Here is a 17277-nt window from a genome sequence, read left to right on the forward strand (position 1 = left end):
GCTAATGGCGTTATGTTTTTTTGTTTTCAGGGAAATAATACATATAGGTCGTGACAAACGTGATAATTTAAAAGAACTAAAACAATTATGTATAAAGGGTGTTCAGAAAAATATGAAGGTATTGCAAGTGTATCGCCCAGTTGAAGGTGGAATAAAAAGACATTTAGAAATTTTAGATCAGAATTTACCAAATCACAATATAATCCCTGTATTTTGTGGTCCTCAAGACGATATGAATAGTTTGAATATATCAGATAATTATCAGCTTGAAATTACCGATGGTTTGAATATACAAGTACTGGCTAATAATGTATATAGATTAAGGAACATTGTTTCCAAAGTCAAGCCAGATATTATTCATTCCCATGGATACAAAGCATCGGCTGTTGTCTATGGTCTTTCTCCCTTTTTAAGAATTCCATGGATCAGTACTTTACATGGATACAAAACCTGGGGAAGAAATATCACAACCAAAAGAACTGTATTTGATTTGATGTCAAAACAGGTACTGCAGCGGCCTCAAAAAGTTTTGTGCGTATCTAAAGCACTGCAAAAAGAACTGCATTCCATAGGTATGGAAGAGGATAAATGTAAAGTTGTCTATAATGGAATTCCCATTTCTCAGTATCATCAAAATGTTGATGACATTTTTGGTGGCAATTATCACAGGCCCAACAGTAAATTAATTACCTATATCGGTAGGATGATGCCGGATAAAGGTTTAGATACTTTTTTAACTGCTATAAAAATATTAGTTGATAAATACAAATCATATATTGATTCTATGAATTTACAATTTGTAATAGCTGGTGATGGCCCCTGGAGAAATTATTATGAGCAGATGTCTTGGGAATGGAAAATCGCACCTTATATAACTTTTTTAGGTTATCGCAAAGATATATCAAATATTTTAAAACAATCCTATGCTCTCTGTATTCCATCCAGGTATGAGGGCCAGTCAATTACAGCAGTAGAGGCCATGGCGTCATTTTGTCCTGTCATAGCTAGCAGAACTGGGGGGTTACAAGAAATACTGTCTCATGGTGAAACGGGCTTGTTAATTCGTCGAAATGACCCGCTAGAACTAGCTCAAAAAATTATTTTAATATTGAAAAATAAACATCTTAGAAGGCAATTAATTTTTAAAGCTTATTACAAAGCGTTGAAAAACTTTAGTGACAAAAAGATGACTTCAGAAATAGTTGAAACATACAATGAGGTGGCTAAAAATGTTAGGGTTTAACATCCACTTCATTAAAACTAAATCATTATATGTGAGAGGAAAGTGTTTTGGAATTTTGTTATTGACACTATTATTAGTGTCCTTTGTTAATATAAGTCATGGTGAAGCAAGTGAACAAAATGTCTATCCAAAGGCCCTTGATCCTGAACGTGATCTCATAATTTTTATGGTACCTTCATTTTCTATGGAAAAGGCACTGGAATTACAACTTCCAGAGTTAGAGAAAATGGCTTCCCAAGGGGCTATGGGTTTAATCAATACTGGTGTTGCTGAAAGTTATCATCCTTCGGCGGCATATCTCACCTTAGGTACAGGGGCAAGATCTACATGTGATGATGAACTGGCCCTAGCTTTAGAATCACAGGAAAAATACCAGCAAGCAACGGGAAAAGAGTTGTATCGTAGAAATCTAGGCGCTTCACCAGCTGTAAAAAATGGGGATCTAGCACTAATACCTCGAATACCAAAACTGACAGAAGAAAACGATGATTTAATGCACCCTGTGAAAACAGGAGGATTAGGTACTAAGCTACGGGATGAAGGAATTGAGCTAAAACTATGGGGGAATTCTGATACGGACCATCCCAGGCGGTATAGTGCTCTGGTCTTTATGGATCAGAAGGGCATTATCGAAAATGCCGATATCTCCCAGGAACAAACTTTACAGCAAGATAGTGCTCATCCTTTTGGTGTGAAGTCTGATATTTCTAGCTATGAAGAAACTTTAGAACAAAGCATTCAACAGGGTTATGAAATTCAGGCTTATGAATTTGGAGATCTGGAAAGATTAACTTATTACGGGGATTACATGTCTCAGGAGAGAAAACAGGAATTACGACTTAAATATTATAATCAAATTAACAAGGCTTTGAAAAGCGCCAATGAACACTTAGAAACTCATCAGATTGTACTGTTAAATCCTGCACCTACTAGAGAAAACTATTTTGAAGGAAAACGCCTTACCTATATGTTAATTCATCCTGTTTCACAACAAGGTACAAACTTATTGACTTCTGATACAACTCAAAGAGATGGTATCATAGCTAATATGGATTTTGCTCCTTCTATTTTAAGAAAGACAGGTCTGGAAACTTCGTCCCAATTTTTAGGGGCTCCCATGGAGATAATTCCGGAAAACGTCTCAACAAATTATCTTGAGGATAAATATCAATCCATGTTGAGCACGTATCAGAAAAGACCAGCCTTGGTACAAGGGTTTATTTTTATAAAAATCTTTTTAATGGTGCTGGGGATTATAGCTATATTCTTCTCTAAAAACACGATTCCGAAAATGGATATTTGGTTGTTGGCAATAATTATAAGCCCGTTGTTATTTTTGATTTTGGGGGGACTGTCGCCCATTGATTTATTTCCAGCTGCACTGATTTTAATCCTGGGTTCTGTGGGAATAGTTTATCTCATGAGGACTAAATTGGGGATTATCGAAACTATGGGATTAGCTTCATTACTAGTGAGTGGGGCTGTAATTTTAGATACATTTTTAGGTAATTCCTTATTACATGCCTCTGTATTAGGGCATGACCCTATTTCAGGAGCCCGGTATTATGGACTCGGGAATGAGTATATGGGGATATTAATTGGTTCAACGGTACTGGCAATATTCAGTTTGGGCTCTGCTCCCAAGAGAACATTTAGTGTATTTGTTCTAGCCCTAATATTAATGTTATTTATATTTAGCCATCCACAATTAGGTGCGAACCTGGGTGGTGTTATAACTACTCTAGGAGTTTTAATTACTATATCATTTATCCACTATAATGAGATTAATCTTGATAAAAACAAAGTGAACAAGTTGATTATTGTTGTCCTTGGTTTGTTGATTATATTTGGGGCGATTTTTGTAGTGATTAATCTTAGAGGTGACACAGTCAGTCATATAGGGAGAACTATTGATTTAGTAAGGGGGCAAGGAATCGGAGAGTTGTACATGGTGATTGTTAGGAAAATTAGCATGAACATATCCTTAATTCGTTATTCTGTTTGGAGTAAGGTATTACTCTCCTTTGTTGGTGTGTTAATTTTTATTTTGTTATATAAACCAGGGCGACAGTTTGACAAGTTACAGCATAAAAATTTACAAGTTATTAGAGCTTTACAGGGAAATGTCATGGGAAGTATTGTAGCTTTTGTTGTCAATGATTCGGGTGTAGTTGCGGCGGCAACTTTATTAATATTCGCAGTTCCCCCATTACTACTGATAAATTTACCGCTCCCGCAAGGCGAAGTTGATTGATTAGTGGATCGAAAGAATTCTGATCAATACTAGAGATTTTTACTAGGGTTTCTGGAAATTTACGTCTAAAAATCCAGTTCATCTAATTCTTTATACTTTTTTTCCAGGGTTGTTTTCAATTCACGATATTTTAAATTAATTTCTCTTGCTTTTTCATTATCTCGATATAACTCAGGATCGGCCAGTTGTTCTTCTAGCTCTTCCTGTTCGATTTCTAAAGTTTCAATTTCAGCAAATAATTGTGTTGCTAGCTGTTCATTGTTATTTTTTGATGTCTTAGAGTCTTTTTGATTGTTTTTAGTATCTGATTTTCCTTTTTTCTTTTTTGTTTTAGATCTTTCCTGAGTGGAACTGTCTTGTTCATTATTAGATTTAAGCATTTTGTTTTGATATTCAGTGAAATTACCTTCAAAAAAGTGTGGTGGATACGTTGAAAATGAAATCAATTTTGTTGCAACTTTATCTAAAAGATATCGATCATGAGAGACCATGATCAATGTACCTGGAAAATTGTTTAATGCCCTTTCCAGGTTTTCTTTACCATCAATATCTAAGTGATTTGTTGGTTCATCAAGTAATAATAGATTAGCTTTTCTTACATATAATTTTGCTAGAGCCAACCTAACTCTCTCACCACCACTGAGAGATTCTACTAGTTCGTCCATTTGTTCCGGAGGAAATAGAAATCTCCCCAGGATACGCCTGATTTCTTCTTCCTTGGTAAGAGGTAATTCCTTTCTGAGTTCATTTATCAAACTTAATTCTCGAGATAATTCGTCCTGTTCCTGGTCGATATAACCAGTAATCACATTTGTACCAAAATTTATGGTTCCACTAGTGGGTGTGTAGTGTCCTGCCAGTAATTTTAATAATGTGGATTTGCCAGAGCCATTAGGGCCAATAATTCCCACTTTTTCTCCACGAAAGACTTTACAGCTAAGTTCTGGGATAATTTTTTGATCGGCGATGTTTTTAGTGATTTTAGATAGAGTGACTACTTCCTTGCCACTGGTTACACTGGTTTCTAAGTCCAATTTCATATCATTATTTTCTTCCTGGGGTTTTTCAATAATATCCATCTTTTCTAATTGTTTTCTTCGGCTTTGGGCCTGTTTAGTTTTTTGACCTTCTATGTTTCGCCTAATAAATTCCTGGGTTTTTTGGATTTTGCGTTGTTGATGCTTATAATCTTTCCATTGTTTTTCTTTTAATGCCCTTTTCTTAGTTATAAAGTCATTATAATTACCTGAATAACTTGTTAAGCTGTTAGCTTCTAGTTCCCAAATTTTATTAACAGTTTTGTTGAGAAAATAACGGTCATGAGTAATGACAATAAAACTGCCACTGTAACTTTGTAAAAAATTTTCAAGCCATGAAATGCCGTTTAAATCCAGATAGTTAGTAGGTTCATCTAGAATTAATAAGTCAGGTTTTTCCAGGAGCTTTTGTGCTAATATAGCGCGGGTTTTTTGTCCACCACTGAAATTAATTATAGGTTTATGAAACTCGTCTTCACGAAATCCCAGACCTTTTAATACGCTTCTGATATCTCGGTCTTTCTGATACCCTCCACTTTGTTCAAATTTTTCTCTAAGCTGTGAATACCTATTCATTACCTGGGGTAATTCTTCCTGGCTAGTTTCACCCATCAGTGTCTCCAAACGCTGCAATTCTTTGCTAATTGTAACCAGTTCATAATAAACCTTTTCCATTTCATCATATAGACTAGAGTCGCTCTCAAAGTCAGGTTCTTGGGATAAATACCCTATGTTAGTACCTTTTTGTGCAAGTTTTTCTCCGGAATCTGGGATAAGCTCTCCTGTGATGAGCTTAACCAGGGTGGTTTTACCAGCACCATTTTTACCAATTAGTCCAATTTTATCTCCCGGATTTATTTGAAAAGTTATGTTTTCAAAAACTCTATGAATTCCAAAATCTTTTGTAAGATTTTCCCCTCTCAATAAGCTCATTTGCTTCACCCTTGTATTTGTTGTTTGAATTTACATTATAACAAACTATTGCAATAAAAAATAGTAATATAAATAGAACTAGGGCATAGAATGGGATAGGAGGGAGGGATAAAGATGTGGAGGAGATTAATAATGTTTTTGGTACTTATATTTTTGCTTATGGCTTTAGTATCCGGTTTACATGCAAGCAAACAAACAGTTCAAGTTTCTTCACAGGACCTCATAAAAGACTTAGATCCAGAAACAGCTTTTGAACAAGGAGTAGCCGTAGATTATTTTGGGAATGTACTAAAGGGGGAGTCGGGGGGAATCATTTATTGGAATCATCCTCAAAAATATTTTTGTGAAGAGGGTTATTTAAGAGAAAAAGAAACTAATCAGCCAGTAATTACTGCTTCCGGTAATAAAATTACTGATGAACAGTTACTACTAACACCAGAATTACATTCTGTAGAAGTTATAATACACAATTTAGTAGAATCCCAATAAAAAATCAAACCGCCCTAAGTGGGCGGTTTTAGTATATGAATATATAATATTTCGTTATTAATTAGTATTTGATTATTTCAGCATTCCCTGTATATGAGTCCAAATATAATAATCGATGCCGTAACAAATCTCCTTTATTAGTTAAAAATTTGATTGCTTCTTGAGTCTGCCAAGATGCAACTATAGCTGGTGTAGCGGAAGGGTTTCCGAGTTCAACCTCTGCTAGTTTGTCAGGATATTGATATTGCTCCGAATCAGTTTCCAATAGACTGGAGTATAGGGTCTCTAGTCCTCGATCATTTGGTAGAATTGTAGTTACCTGACCAGAAAATCCTCCAATGGCTCCATGTACCATGGGTATTTCAAGTTCTCTAGCTGTTTTTTGTAAAATAAAACGTGTGCTCATATTATCCAAAGCATCAATTAATATATCGCAATCTGCAAGTAATTCCGGGGCATTATTTGAATTAAGCTTTAATGTATAAGGAGAGACGGAAACTGCCGAATTAATATTTGTGATTCTAGTGTAAGCAGCTGAAACTTTTGTTTCCCCTAAATTGCTTTCTTGAGATAGGACCTGGCGATTTAAATTGTTGTCTTCAAATTGGTCGTTATCAATTAAAACTAAATGGCCCACTCCCATTCTTGCAAGTAATTCAGCTATGGTTCCACCTAGACCTCCAGCTCCTATTATGCCTACTGAAGATTTTAATAATGCTGACTGGCCTTCAAATCCCATAGTTCCGTAATTTCTTAAATATCTAGTAGGTAAAATTTGTTCCTTTAAGGATATTTGTTGTACCTTTTTAGTAGTCACTTGATTGTCTTCGGCTATTTGTAATTCATTTTCCACTGTGATGACATTAAGATTAGCACTACCAGCTGAAGCTTGGGTCTTTACATTATGTAAATCTTCAATCAAATTATTATTTGTGTTATTTGGCACTACTGATTTCACCTCCTTTGTAAAAGAATAATAGAACATACTTTCAAGGATAACTAAGAAATATAACTGAAAATATACGATTTGTTATTCTTCTTCTGTGAAATTGTTTGAAAACCTTTTAGTAGTTTTTGTAAAAAAAAGAATAAGTTGCCTGTAGGCAACTTATTCCTCAGAAGTGTTGTCAGAAGTTGTGGTTTTTGAGTTATCGATAATGACCCTTCTAGGATAAGGGATTTCAATACCTTCCCTATCTAAAGCCATTTTAAAGCGCCTTCTAAGTTCACGTTCTATGGCCCATTGTTCACCGGGAATAGTTTCGCAGATCACTCTGATATTCACGCTTGAATCAGCTAGTTCTGTTACACCTTGCACTACAGGCTCAGTTACTATCGAAGTCAGCTCTTGGGCAGCTTGTTTTCCTTCTTTTGCTAAAACCTCGATGGCTTTATTAATGTCTTCTTCATAGGCAATTCCCACTGTTATCAATGCCATCATTTCCCCTCTACTGTAATTGGTAACTTTTCCTATTTCTCCATTGGGAATGATATGAATTTGACCTGTCCATTCTCGAATTCTAGTAGTTCTCAATCCTAACTCCTGTACTTCACCAAAAACATCGGCTGCTACAACATATTCTCCTACGCTGTACTGGTCTTCGAACATTATAAAGAACCCTGTGATAACATCTTTGATTAAACTTTGAGCACCAAAACTGACGGCTAAACCCAGTACTCCTACACCTGCTAAAATCGAGCTGGTTCTAATACCTAAGTTCTCTAGAATCATCATACCAGCTAGAAAATAGACTACGTAAAGTAACAAACTTTTTAATAGACCGTTTAAAGTTTTTTTGCGCCGTTCGTTGATTAACTTTCTTTCCTCATCTCGTTCAGGGTCAAATACATGATCAATTAGCTGTCTACCTAAATTAATAGTAATTTTAGCTAAAATAATTATACCAATGATTTTGAGTATTGTTGTACCAATTGTTCGTACTTCCTCTGGCCCGATTACCTCAAATTCAAATATTTCCAGGGAAATTAAGATTACTAGAAAGGTTAGTCCGTACTTTAATAAGGTTTTTAGACCTAAGTAGATTATTTTTCCGGCATCGGCACTCACATACTTTGACTCTTCGATTTTCATTACCTTTTTAATTAGTTTGAGGCCTACCTGATATGCTAAATACGCTAGGATGATAACTACTACAATGGTTACTAAATTAATACCCAATTCAAACAAATTGTCTACTTCCAGAATTTCGAAAATATTGGCTTTCATCCAACCCCTCCAAAATTTAATACCAAATTAACTCTTGCTAATATAATTACATCTATAGAATTAATATTCCTGCATATTGTAAAAGCTTACTTAAATTCTTCTTGAAGATAAGCCATATCTTCCGGATTTACAATTCGATTTTTTACTAGATTCCCTTTCTTTAAACCTGGTAACTGTTCTTCAAAGGGAGGACGTTGACTTTTATAAAATACACCGATAGGTATTTCGTCTCCCCATTCCTCTGCTTTCTGTATTGCTGAAGTTTTATCCATGGGATCATGGTCTTCTAGCTGGGATACTCTATTATTGTACCAGGCAAATGTATTTAATTTATTAAAAGAAACACAGGGCTGTAATATATCAACAAGGCCATAACCAGGATATTTTATAGCTTGCTTCATTAACTCTTTGAGATGATCTTGTTTACCGCTAAAACCTCGGGCGACAAATCCTGCATCATGTGAAATAGCCATTGAAAGAGGCTTTAAAGGTTCATTAATTACTCCACTAGTCTGAATGCCGGTTACCATTCCCAGTTCACTAGTTGGGCTGGCTTGGCCCTTTGTTAATCCATAAATTTGATTATTATGAACAAAGTGAGCAATATTAGGATTTCTTCTTAAATTGTGTAAAAAGTGATTTCCTCCTTCTCCATAGGAATCCCCATCACCGCTTACCAAGATTACTTGAAGATCAGGATTGGCAACTTTGGCTGCCACCGCTGAAGGCAATGCCCTGCCGTGCAGGCCATTGAAACCGTTAACATTTAAATAGTGTGGCATTTTTGCGGCTTGGCCAATTCCAGATACCACAAGAACTTTGTCAGGGGCTAAATTTAACTCTTCTAAGGCTTGAACAAGGGCTTTTCTGATTGGGAAATTACCACAACCAGGACACCAGCTTGTTTTACGTTCGAGTTCGAAGTCTAAAGTTCCAGTCATTATTGGTCCTCCTTTATCAGAGATTTCAATTGGGAACAAATTTCTTCCCAGGTAATTTGTCTACCATCATATCTCAATATTTTTTGACTAACTTGAATACCAGTTTCTCTTGCAATTAGCTGGGCTAATTGCCCAGTTGCATTATTTTCAACAGAAATAAACTTACATTTGTCTACTAATTCTGGTAAAGTTGTATCAGGAAAAGGAAATAAATCGGAAAAATGTAGTGAGCCCACTGAATATCCCGAAGCTCTTAGATTATCTACAGCTTCCTGAATAATTCCCTCGGTGGAGCCCCAACTTAATAAAATTGTTTTTGGATTCTCAGCCCCGTAGTAGTTTGGAGAAGACATTTCTGATTTAAGTTTTTCAAGTTTTCTCATCCGCTTATCTACCATAGCTGTTCTGATCTCTGAATCTTCAGTAATATTTCCATAAATATCGTGTTCGTGACTGTCTATCAATACCGTTTCACCCGTGTACTGTCCGGGATAAGCCCGAGGCGAAATGCCTGATTCACTATTAAATTCATACCTGACGTATTTACCATATTGTTGTTTTTGTCTGGCCAACTCTTGGTCATTAATAGTATAGTCATGGCAGTTTAATTTTTGAAACTGAAATGGCGATAAAGAGGCGGTTGAATCGGCTAAATACTGATCGCTTAATACAATTACGGGAATTTGATATTTTTCGGCAATTTCAAAAGCTTTATTAACTCTATAAAAAGCATCTTCGATAGAGGTTAGACTGATTACGGCTCTAGGAAATTCACCCTGGGCAGCCGTTAATACAAACTGTAAGTCAGCTTGTTCGGTCCTGGTGGGTAAACCGGTAGCTGGACCTGGTCGTTGAACATTTGCTACTACTAGGGGAATTTCGGCAACTCCGCTCATGCCCAGAGACTCTACCATTAATGAAAAACCTCCTCCTGAGGTGGCAGTCATAGCTCTGACTCCCATTGATGAAGCCCCGAGGGCTTTGTTTATACCAGCAATTTCGTCTTCAGATTGTTCAACTACTAAATTTGCTTCTTTCTGTTTTTTTGCTAAATAATTCATGATACCAGTGGAAGGGGTCATGGGATAAGTGGAGAAGAATTTACAGCCACTAGCAATGGCGCTCATCCCAGTAGCTTCGTTTCCAGAAATTAATATTTGTTCATTTTCATCTTGATTTTCTATTGGCTCTAGCCAACTTTCCTTGATTTTAGTCAGCAAGTTATGTTCTTTTATTGCCTCTTTGGTTCTTTGATAACCAGTTTTTACGGCTTTTTCATTGATATCCACTAAACTTTCCTTAAAAGATTGATTAATCAATTCAATTAACTTATTTTCAGATAGTCCCAAAAAGTAAGCCATGGATGCTAGTGCTACAGTACTTAATGTCCTGGGATTTTCAACGATCTTGGTTGCCCATTGATTCCAGGGTAGATGTAAACTGATTGATTCTTGATCAGATTGGTGAATCTCTATTTCTTTACTGTCTGATATTTCGCCGGCTATGATTCCTCCTTTATTTACTTTGTCAAAGTGTAATTCATTTGTCTCCTGGTTAAAACAAAAGAGCATGTCCGTTGTTTTTTGTGGAGCTTTCACAGCTTGATTATCAATTTTAATTTGATAAAAATTGTGACCTCCACGAATTCTAGACATATAGTCCTTAGTTAGCAAAATTTGATATCCTAATCTGTTTAAATGTTTTCCCAAAAGATTTGCGGAAGTGTCCAGTCCCTGACCAGCTGCACCTCCAAGTAAAATGTTTTTACTTGTTATCGTCAATCTAAACACCTCTTCTTTTTATATATAGTGATTACTATTATTACAATTCTTTAAAATGTAATTTTTCCCTTTTTTTGAATAATAAATACAATATTTACTATTGAAACAGTATAAAAAAGCCCTCCTGGTCAAAAAACCAGGAGGGCTTTACTTAAATCTATCGGGTACATCTATTTCAGAAATTATAATTTTAATTGTAAGGGAGTCTAAACCAGACAATTTTTTTATTTTATCTTGTAAATCAGCTTGTAAACTTTTTGCAGTCAGATGCAATGGGTTATCATAACCTAGTTTTAAATGAATTTCTATGCTGGTTGACTGGGCACTGTTAGTTATTTTTATTGTTTTAATTTGTTTGACATCATGATCTGTTAAATCATGATGTAAGGCAAAATAAGCCATATCCTCAAGAGCCTTTTCTTTAATATAAATTCCGCCAAGGGAATGGAAATTAGGTTTAACCACGGATTGTTCTCCTAGATATTCTGTTTTTCCCCTATTAGGTATAAGCAGTTTCAAGCGGTCCAATAATGGAACCTTAAAAGTCTTACGGACTTCTACAGGAGACAAGGGTACAACATGACGACCCCTATCACGATGGTATTTAGCTTTTTTACGTTCTCGGGTAGAAGTGATTTCAGAAATGTCTATCCAATGATCAGGTTGATCCAGTTTAAGGTTTTGGATGATTTTATTTATCATGTGCTGCGAAGTACCGATTATTAAAATTTTTGAAGGGTTTAGTGCTTGTAGTCTAGCACTCATTTTTTGTGCATAGTCATTATCGTCAAAAATTGCTCTTTTAACTGCTCTGATACGATTTTGTTCCTGTTTGCCGGAAATTGATCCGGGAATTTTTTTGCCTTTATATATTAATAAGCCATCGTCTATAATCAAGGGAATATTGTAATTGAAAGCAATACTTATGGCGCGGTGACTTTTGCCAGTGCCGCTTTTTCCATATAAAGCATATATTTTCGACATTTCTTTATTAAGCCACCTTTCTTATTTGAAAAAACCGGAGATTTCCTCCTTGACTTTAAGAGGGTCTAATTGATTACTTTTCATTTGCCTGCAGAAGCTACAATCTCTATCTTGACTTGTTGGTTCCCCACATGTTGGACATTTTACCAAAGTAATATCTTGTTTGTTTGATTTGAAATATGGTTGGGCAGTACGCAAAAAGTCTAGATAAAACTGATCTTTAGTCCCAGGTGACTTTAGTTCAAGATTGTTTAATACCTCTTTATAATCAAAACTACTGGCACCCTGTGCCATAGGGCATTCTTCCAAGATATAATCGATATTTTTAGTAATGCAATAAGCGGCTGTTTCTTTCTCTGCCAAACGACATAGAGGTTTAATCTTTTTAGCAAGGCCATTATTTGATGGCATACTAGGAGACTGCCTGCTCAAGTACCCAGTTTGCCATCTGAGAGTATTTCCTAACAGAGAAGATGCCTCATCATCTAAATTGTGACCTGTTGCAACAGCATGATAATTTCCATATTTGGCGAAGATATTCATAATATATCTTTTTATTAATCCACATGCCGAACATGCGGATCTAGGGTTGTTTCTAGAGATTTCTTTGATTCCTGTGTTATACAATTTTGGTAGTGAAATCGTATAAAGATTTCCTGAAACTTTTTCGGCAAAACTTTGAGCTTTTTCCATTGAGGTTTTTGAATATTCATCAATACCCAGGTCGATATAAAATGCATCCGCTTTGTATCCGCGATCTAGTAACATATCCCACAGAGCCAAACTATCCTTTCCCCCTGAGATAGCTACGATAACTTTTTCATTAGGAGGTAACATTTTGAATTTTTTGATTGCTTTAATCATTTGGTTTTGAAGGTGCTCAACCAGATGTGTTTCACATAAAGTTGCCTTGTGTCTTTTGATTCTCAAGATTGCCTGGGAATCACATTTGAAACATTTCAAGGTTCGTCACCTCCAATTTATCCGCCTGAAACAACTGAGATAATTTCTATATTTTCATGATCTTTGACAATTTTATCATGGGTTAAAATTTGTCCTTCTTTTACAACAATTACTGTTTCGGGATTTAATTCTAATTCGGATAAAATATTTGATACTTTTTTATTTCCTGAAAGCTCAGTAACCTGGTTAGTGCCTTTTAAAGTCACCTTCATTAGAGCACCCTCCTTTTAGCAGTGGGTTTCCTATCGGAGAAGTTTACTAGAATATCAAGGTCTTTGCAACCATGAATTTACTTACTCTTAAGGGGAAATACTTTAAATAAATGATTCTAAATGGAGGAATGAAGGATGAACGAAAGCAAAGGTACTATATTATTTTTGGCTTTATTAGTTTTGGTTTTAATCATGGCTGGAATGGTTGTATTTTCAGGGTTTTTTGAAGATGAGCCTGAAGAAAGAGAACATATTAAAGTAGATCCTCATAGAATTGCAGTTACAGTGAAAACTTATAAATTATTTGGATAAACTGTAGTTATGCTAAATTATGAGTTTTGCTATCTAATTGGGATTTTGTTAGAATATTTTCAGTACTCATTTCAATTATTAACATAGCTAAGGGGGAGGGAGACTATGGACTGTGACAAGCAAAAACAAAACTTGGAAAAATGTAACTGTACATACCCCGGATGTCCGAGAAAAGGTAATTGTTGCGAGTGCTTACATCATCATTTAAAAATGGAACAACTTCCTGCTTGTTGTTTCCCTGAGGATGTTGAAAAAACTTATGATAGATCCTTTAAAAAATTTGCCCAAATAGTTATGAAATAAATTAATCAATTATTCTTTGGTGTTATTATTGGAAGTTTTTGAGGAATTAATTGAATATGGGCAGGGATACTTCCATATATTTCTCCATCTGAGTGATAATTGATTGACAACCCGGTATTCTTTGTACCGGGTTCGATTTTAATTGTTTTTGTTTTAATTTCCATGACTTGATAGTTATCAACATGATTCCCTTTATAGATCGAAGCAAATTTACGTACAACTGTGGTTCTTTTTATATCCTTGGCGATTAAAAGATGAAAATAGCCGTCATTAGGCTTTGCTGAGGGTATAAGTTTGATGCCTCCACCGATGTATTTTGCATTACCTATGGAAAGTAAAAAACAATTACTGATCTCAGTAGATTTATCATCGGTCTCTAAAATTAAATTGAGATTGCTATATGTAATTAAAGTTCTTAATATGGAAATGAAATAACTTCCTTTACCATTGAAAAATAATCGTTTATTAGAATTCATGAGCTTAGCAATTTCAACATCAAAGCCTACTCCAGCGGTATTAACAAAATATGTTTCACCATTAATCAATCCCAGGTCAATTTTTTGGTAATATCCATCTAGAATAACCTGACAGGCTTGTAGTGGATCATTAGGAATATTTAATGTTCGCACCAAGTCATTACCTGTTCCTGCAGGTATTATTCCAAAGGCCACTCGATCATTAATTATATTTTGGCCGTTAATGGCTTCATGTAGAGTCCCATCACCGCCTATAATTGCAATTTTAGAACAACCTTCCTGAATAAGCTCACTTGCTAGCTTACCTGCTTCTTTGGGACTACTTGTTAATCTATAACGAAGATTAATTTTTTTTGTTTTCAAAAAAGGTAAAATTTGGTTCCAAACTTGTTTTGCCTTACCTTTACCAGCTGTTGGGTTGATGATAACACCTATTTCTTTTTCACACATATTATTATTATACCCCTCACTAGTTATTTTTACCATTTTTAATTATACAAAAGGAGAACGGTTTTGGAAATAGTACTGTTATTAAATAAATACAAAAAGTAAACATAGATTGGAGGGATAATATTGGTTTCTGTGAAACCACTTAAATTTGAGGATGATGAGCTGCTTTTGTTAGACCAACGAAAATTACCTGGTAAGGAAGAATACTTTACATGTAAAACTTATCAAGATGTTCACTTTGCTATTAAAGAAATGGTTTGTAGAGGTGCTCCATTAATAGGGGCTGTAGGTGCTTATGGTGTTGCTTTGGCTTGCCGTGAATTTATCAATGAATCTCAAGAAAAATTTCAACAAGAAACCAAGAGAGCGATATCTGAACTATCATCTGCTCGTCCTACAGCTGTGAATTTATTTTGGGCGCTGAATAAAATGAATAAATTATTGGGTCAAGTTATGGAAGAAAATACAGCCCCTGAAGATATTTATCCTATAATTTTAAATGAAGCCCATAAAATTAGTGATCAGGAATTGCAAAGAAATTATCGCATTGCTGAATTTGGTGATCAAGTAATTTCAAATGGAGATAAAATCCTGACACATTGTAATACAGGAGCGTTGGCCACTACTGGTTACGGTACTGCCTTAGGAGTTATTAGACAAGCCCATTATAATCATAAAGACATTTTTGTTTATGTTGATGAAACAAGACCAAGATTACAGGGCGCTAAGTTAACTGCTTGGGAATTAAAACAAGAACAATTACCCTTTGCATTGATTCCGGATTCTTCGGCTGCCGTTTTAATCAAAAATGGGGATATTGATGTAATATTTGTTGGTGCTGACAGAATTGCATCTAATGGTGACACAGCTAATAAAATTGGAACCTTTATGTTATCGATTTTGGCTAAAAAATATAAGGTCCCATTTTATGTGGTGGCACCTGTGTCAACTATTGATTTTCAGGCTAAAAACGGTGATGATATAACTATAGAAGAGCGAAGTAGCAAGGAAGTAACAGAAATAGACGGAGTGCGGGTAGCTCCTACGGACATACAAGTTTATAATCCAGCCTTTGATATCACACCAGCTGAAAATATAACAGGTATTATTACAGAAAAAGGAATTATTGGACCAAATAACAGAGAAATCATGACAATTCAGGAGTAAGTGATTGCTGATGTCGATAGATTGAAAATTTCTCTTTTTTAATTAGTAAAAAACTGATATACTATCTATGACGTACAAATATCTTTATGCACCGATATGCACTAAATAGTCAGACATTTATTATAAAAAATATTAAAATCAAAATTTATCTAGATGTTCAAGGGGGAGGTGGTTCTTGAACAATCAAAATAATACGGTCATAATGGTACGGTTGGTAAAAAAATTTAGCTAAATTAAGAAGGGGGTAATAATGTTGAGTAAAAAATTTCTAGCTATTTTAATGGCAGGAATGTTAGTATTTGTTTTTGCAGCATGTGGAACAGATGAGGACCCTGCAGAGGATCCGGAAAACGGTGAAAATGGTGAAGCTGCTGAAGAAGAGGAAGATGTTCCTACAGTTGGGATTGTATTCTCAACCGGAGGATTAGGAGATCAATCTTTTAACGATTCAGCTTATAGAGGAATGGAAATGGCTGAAGAAGAGTTTGACTTTGAGTGGGACTACATTGAGCCTGAAAACCCAGCAGATTTTGATCCCGCTTTGACTACTTTTGCTGAAGATGAAGTTGATTTATTAATCGGTGTAGGATTCCAAATGGAAGCAGAAGTTAAAGAAATAGCTGAAAATTATCCCGATATGAACGTGGCTATTGTTGATCACAGTTATGAAGAAGAAACTCCTGAAAACCTTGAAGAATTGGTATTTGACGAACCAGGAGGCTCTTTCTTAGCAGGAGCTTTGGCTGCCAAAGTTACTGAAACCGATGTGGTAGGTTTCGTTGGTGGTGTCAATGGTCCACTAATTCACAGATTTGAAGGCGGATTTGTTCAAGGTGTTCAGTATGTGGATGAAGATATTGAAATTTTAGGTTCTTATGCAGACTCTTTTGGAGACCCTGCAAGAGGTACGGACATAACTGAAGGCTTTGTGGATCAAGGTGCTGACGTGATTTATCATGCTGCCGGTGGAACAGGTGACGGTGTATTCACTATAGCATCCGACTATGATAATGTGTATGCAATTGGTGTAGACGACAACCAGAACCATATTCAGCCTGGTCATATTATAGCTAGTATGCTTAAGCGCGTTGATGTAGCTGTTTATGAAACTGTTCAGAGAGTTGTTGAAGATGAGTTCGAAGGTGGAATCACTCGCGAATTCAGCTTAGAAGATGATGGTGTAGGACTATCCAGCTTAGATGAACTAGATGTACAAGAGAAAGAAGCAGTAGAACTAGATGCAATCACTGAAGAAGAACTTGAATTGATTAAAGAAATGAAAGAAGAGATAACTGCTGAACATGCTGACCAAATAGAGCAAATCAAGCAAGATATTATCGATGATGAAATCGAAGTCGAAGATTGGATGGAAACTGGAAGACAGGATTATTAATTTCGTAATGGATAATAAATTTCAAACTTCAGGCGCGTAATAGCGCCTGAAGGTTTCTTTTTTGTCTTTTTATTATTTCATAAAAGCTGTTATATTTAGTTGTCGAAACTGT

At 35.5% G+C, this 17277-nt stretch carries 16 protein-coding genes; 7 read left to right on the forward strand and 9 right to left on the reverse strand.

Annotated features, from left to right (window positions below):
* The first annotated feature begins 4 nt into the window (after positions 1-4).
* The gene (locus tag NTHER_RS02170) at positions 5-1243 is read left to right on the forward strand and encodes a glycosyltransferase family 4 protein (RefSeq protein ID WP_012446888.1); all 1239 of its coding nucleotides are present in this window, start codon (positions 5-7) and stop codon (positions 1241-1243) included.
* Positions 1244-1319: 76 nt separating this feature from the next.
* On the forward strand, positions 1320-3497 hold the full coding sequence (locus NTHER_RS02175; RefSeq protein ID WP_158438192.1) for an O-antigen polymerase: 2178 nt from the start codon (positions 1320-1322) through the stop codon (positions 3495-3497).
* Between the two features lie 65 nt (positions 3498-3562).
* Here the strand turns inward: NTHER_RS02175 and NTHER_RS02180 are convergent, their stop codons facing one another.
* On the reverse strand, positions 3563-5467 hold the full coding sequence (locus NTHER_RS02180; RefSeq protein WP_012446890.1) for an ABC-F family ATP-binding cassette domain-containing protein: 1905 nt from the start codon (positions 5465-5467) through the stop codon (positions 3563-3565).
* Positions 5468-5581: 114 nt separating this feature from the next.
* Here NTHER_RS02180 and NTHER_RS02185 point away from each other — a divergent pair, with 114 nt between their 5' ends.
* Positions 5582-5956 (forward strand): hypothetical protein, encoded by a 375-nt coding sequence (locus tag NTHER_RS02185; protein WP_041366833.1) that lies wholly within the window; start codon positions 5582-5584, stop codon positions 5954-5956.
* A 61-nt stretch (positions 5957-6017) separates the two neighbouring features.
* On the opposite strand, the gene NTHER_RS02190 is transcribed toward NTHER_RS02185, so the two are convergent.
* The 7 genes from NTHER_RS02190 to NTHER_RS02220 all read right to left on the reverse strand — a co-directional run bounded on the left by NTHER_RS02190 (position 6018) and on the right by NTHER_RS02220 (position 13064).
* Positions 6018-6902, reverse strand: coding sequence for a HesA/MoeB/ThiF family protein (locus NTHER_RS02190; protein WP_012446892.1), 885 nt, complete (start codon positions 6900-6902; stop codon positions 6018-6020).
* A gap of 162 nt (positions 6903-7064) precedes the next feature.
* Entirely contained in the window at positions 7065-8183 is a 1119-nt protein-coding gene (locus NTHER_RS02195) for a mechanosensitive ion channel family protein (protein WP_012446893.1), read from the reverse strand.
* Positions 8184-8269: 86 nt separating this feature from the next.
* Complete coding sequence (locus NTHER_RS02200; RefSeq protein WP_012446894.1) at positions 8270-9124, reverse strand: 2-oxoacid:ferredoxin oxidoreductase subunit beta; 855 nt, start codon at positions 9122-9124, stop codon at positions 8270-8272.
* The gene (locus NTHER_RS02205) at positions 9124-10905 is read right to left on the reverse strand and encodes a 2-oxoacid:acceptor oxidoreductase subunit alpha (RefSeq protein ID WP_012446895.1); all 1782 of its coding nucleotides are present in this window, start codon (positions 10903-10905) and stop codon (positions 9124-9126) included. The genes NTHER_RS02200 and NTHER_RS02205 overlap by 1 nt, the downstream gene beginning before the upstream one ends.
* Before the next feature lie 147 nt (positions 10906-11052).
* Positions 11053-11889 carry a P-loop NTPase family protein gene (locus tag NTHER_RS02210; protein ID WP_012446896.1) on the reverse strand — a complete coding sequence of 279 codons (837 nt, stop codon included), beginning with the start codon at positions 11887-11889 and terminating at the stop codon, positions 11053-11055.
* A gap of 21 nt (positions 11890-11910) precedes the next feature.
* Entirely contained in the window at positions 11911-12852 is a 942-nt protein-coding gene (locus NTHER_RS02215) for a PP-loop family protein (protein WP_012446897.1), read from the reverse strand.
* 17 nt (positions 12853-12869) lie between these two features.
* Entirely contained in the window at positions 12870-13064 is a 195-nt protein-coding gene (locus NTHER_RS02220; RefSeq protein WP_012446898.1) for a MoaD/ThiS family protein, read from the reverse strand.
* A 135-nt stretch (positions 13065-13199) separates the two neighbouring features.
* On the opposite strand from NTHER_RS02220, the gene NTHER_RS15850 reads away from it, so the two are divergent.
* Positions 13200-13376 (forward strand): hypothetical protein, encoded by a 177-nt coding sequence (locus NTHER_RS15850; protein ID WP_012446899.1) that lies wholly within the window; start codon positions 13200-13202, stop codon positions 13374-13376.
* A 105-nt stretch (positions 13377-13481) separates the two neighbouring features.
* Complete coding sequence (locus tag NTHER_RS02225; RefSeq protein WP_012446900.1) at positions 13482-13679, forward strand: DUF6485 family protein; 198 nt, start codon at positions 13482-13484, stop codon at positions 13677-13679.
* Positions 13680-13684: 5 nt separating this feature from the next.
* Here the strand turns inward: NTHER_RS02225 and NTHER_RS02230 are convergent, their stop codons facing one another.
* A complete protein-coding gene (locus NTHER_RS02230; RefSeq protein WP_041366836.1) occupies positions 13685-14605 on the reverse strand; it encodes a diacylglycerol/lipid kinase family protein in 921 nt (306 codons plus the stop codon).
* A 123-nt stretch (positions 14606-14728) separates the two neighbouring features.
* Here NTHER_RS02230 and mtnA point away from each other — a divergent pair, with 123 nt between their 5' ends.
* Both mtnA and NTHER_RS02240 read left to right on the forward strand, forming a co-directional pair.
* Entirely contained in the window at positions 14729-15772 is a 1044-nt protein-coding gene (gene mtnA, locus NTHER_RS02235) for an S-methyl-5-thioribose-1-phosphate isomerase (RefSeq protein WP_012446902.1), read from the forward strand.
* 250 nt (positions 15773-16022) lie between these two features.
* Positions 16023-17165 (forward strand): BMP family lipoprotein, encoded by a 1143-nt coding sequence (locus NTHER_RS02240; RefSeq protein WP_012446903.1) that lies wholly within the window; start codon positions 16023-16025, stop codon positions 17163-17165.
* Positions 17166-17277: the final 112 nt, after the last annotated feature.

The organism is Natranaerobius thermophilus JW/NM-WN-LF (assembly GCF_000020005.1).
GTDB lineage: Bacteria > Bacillota > Natranaerobiia > Natranaerobiales > Natranaerobiaceae > Natranaerobius > Natranaerobius thermophilus.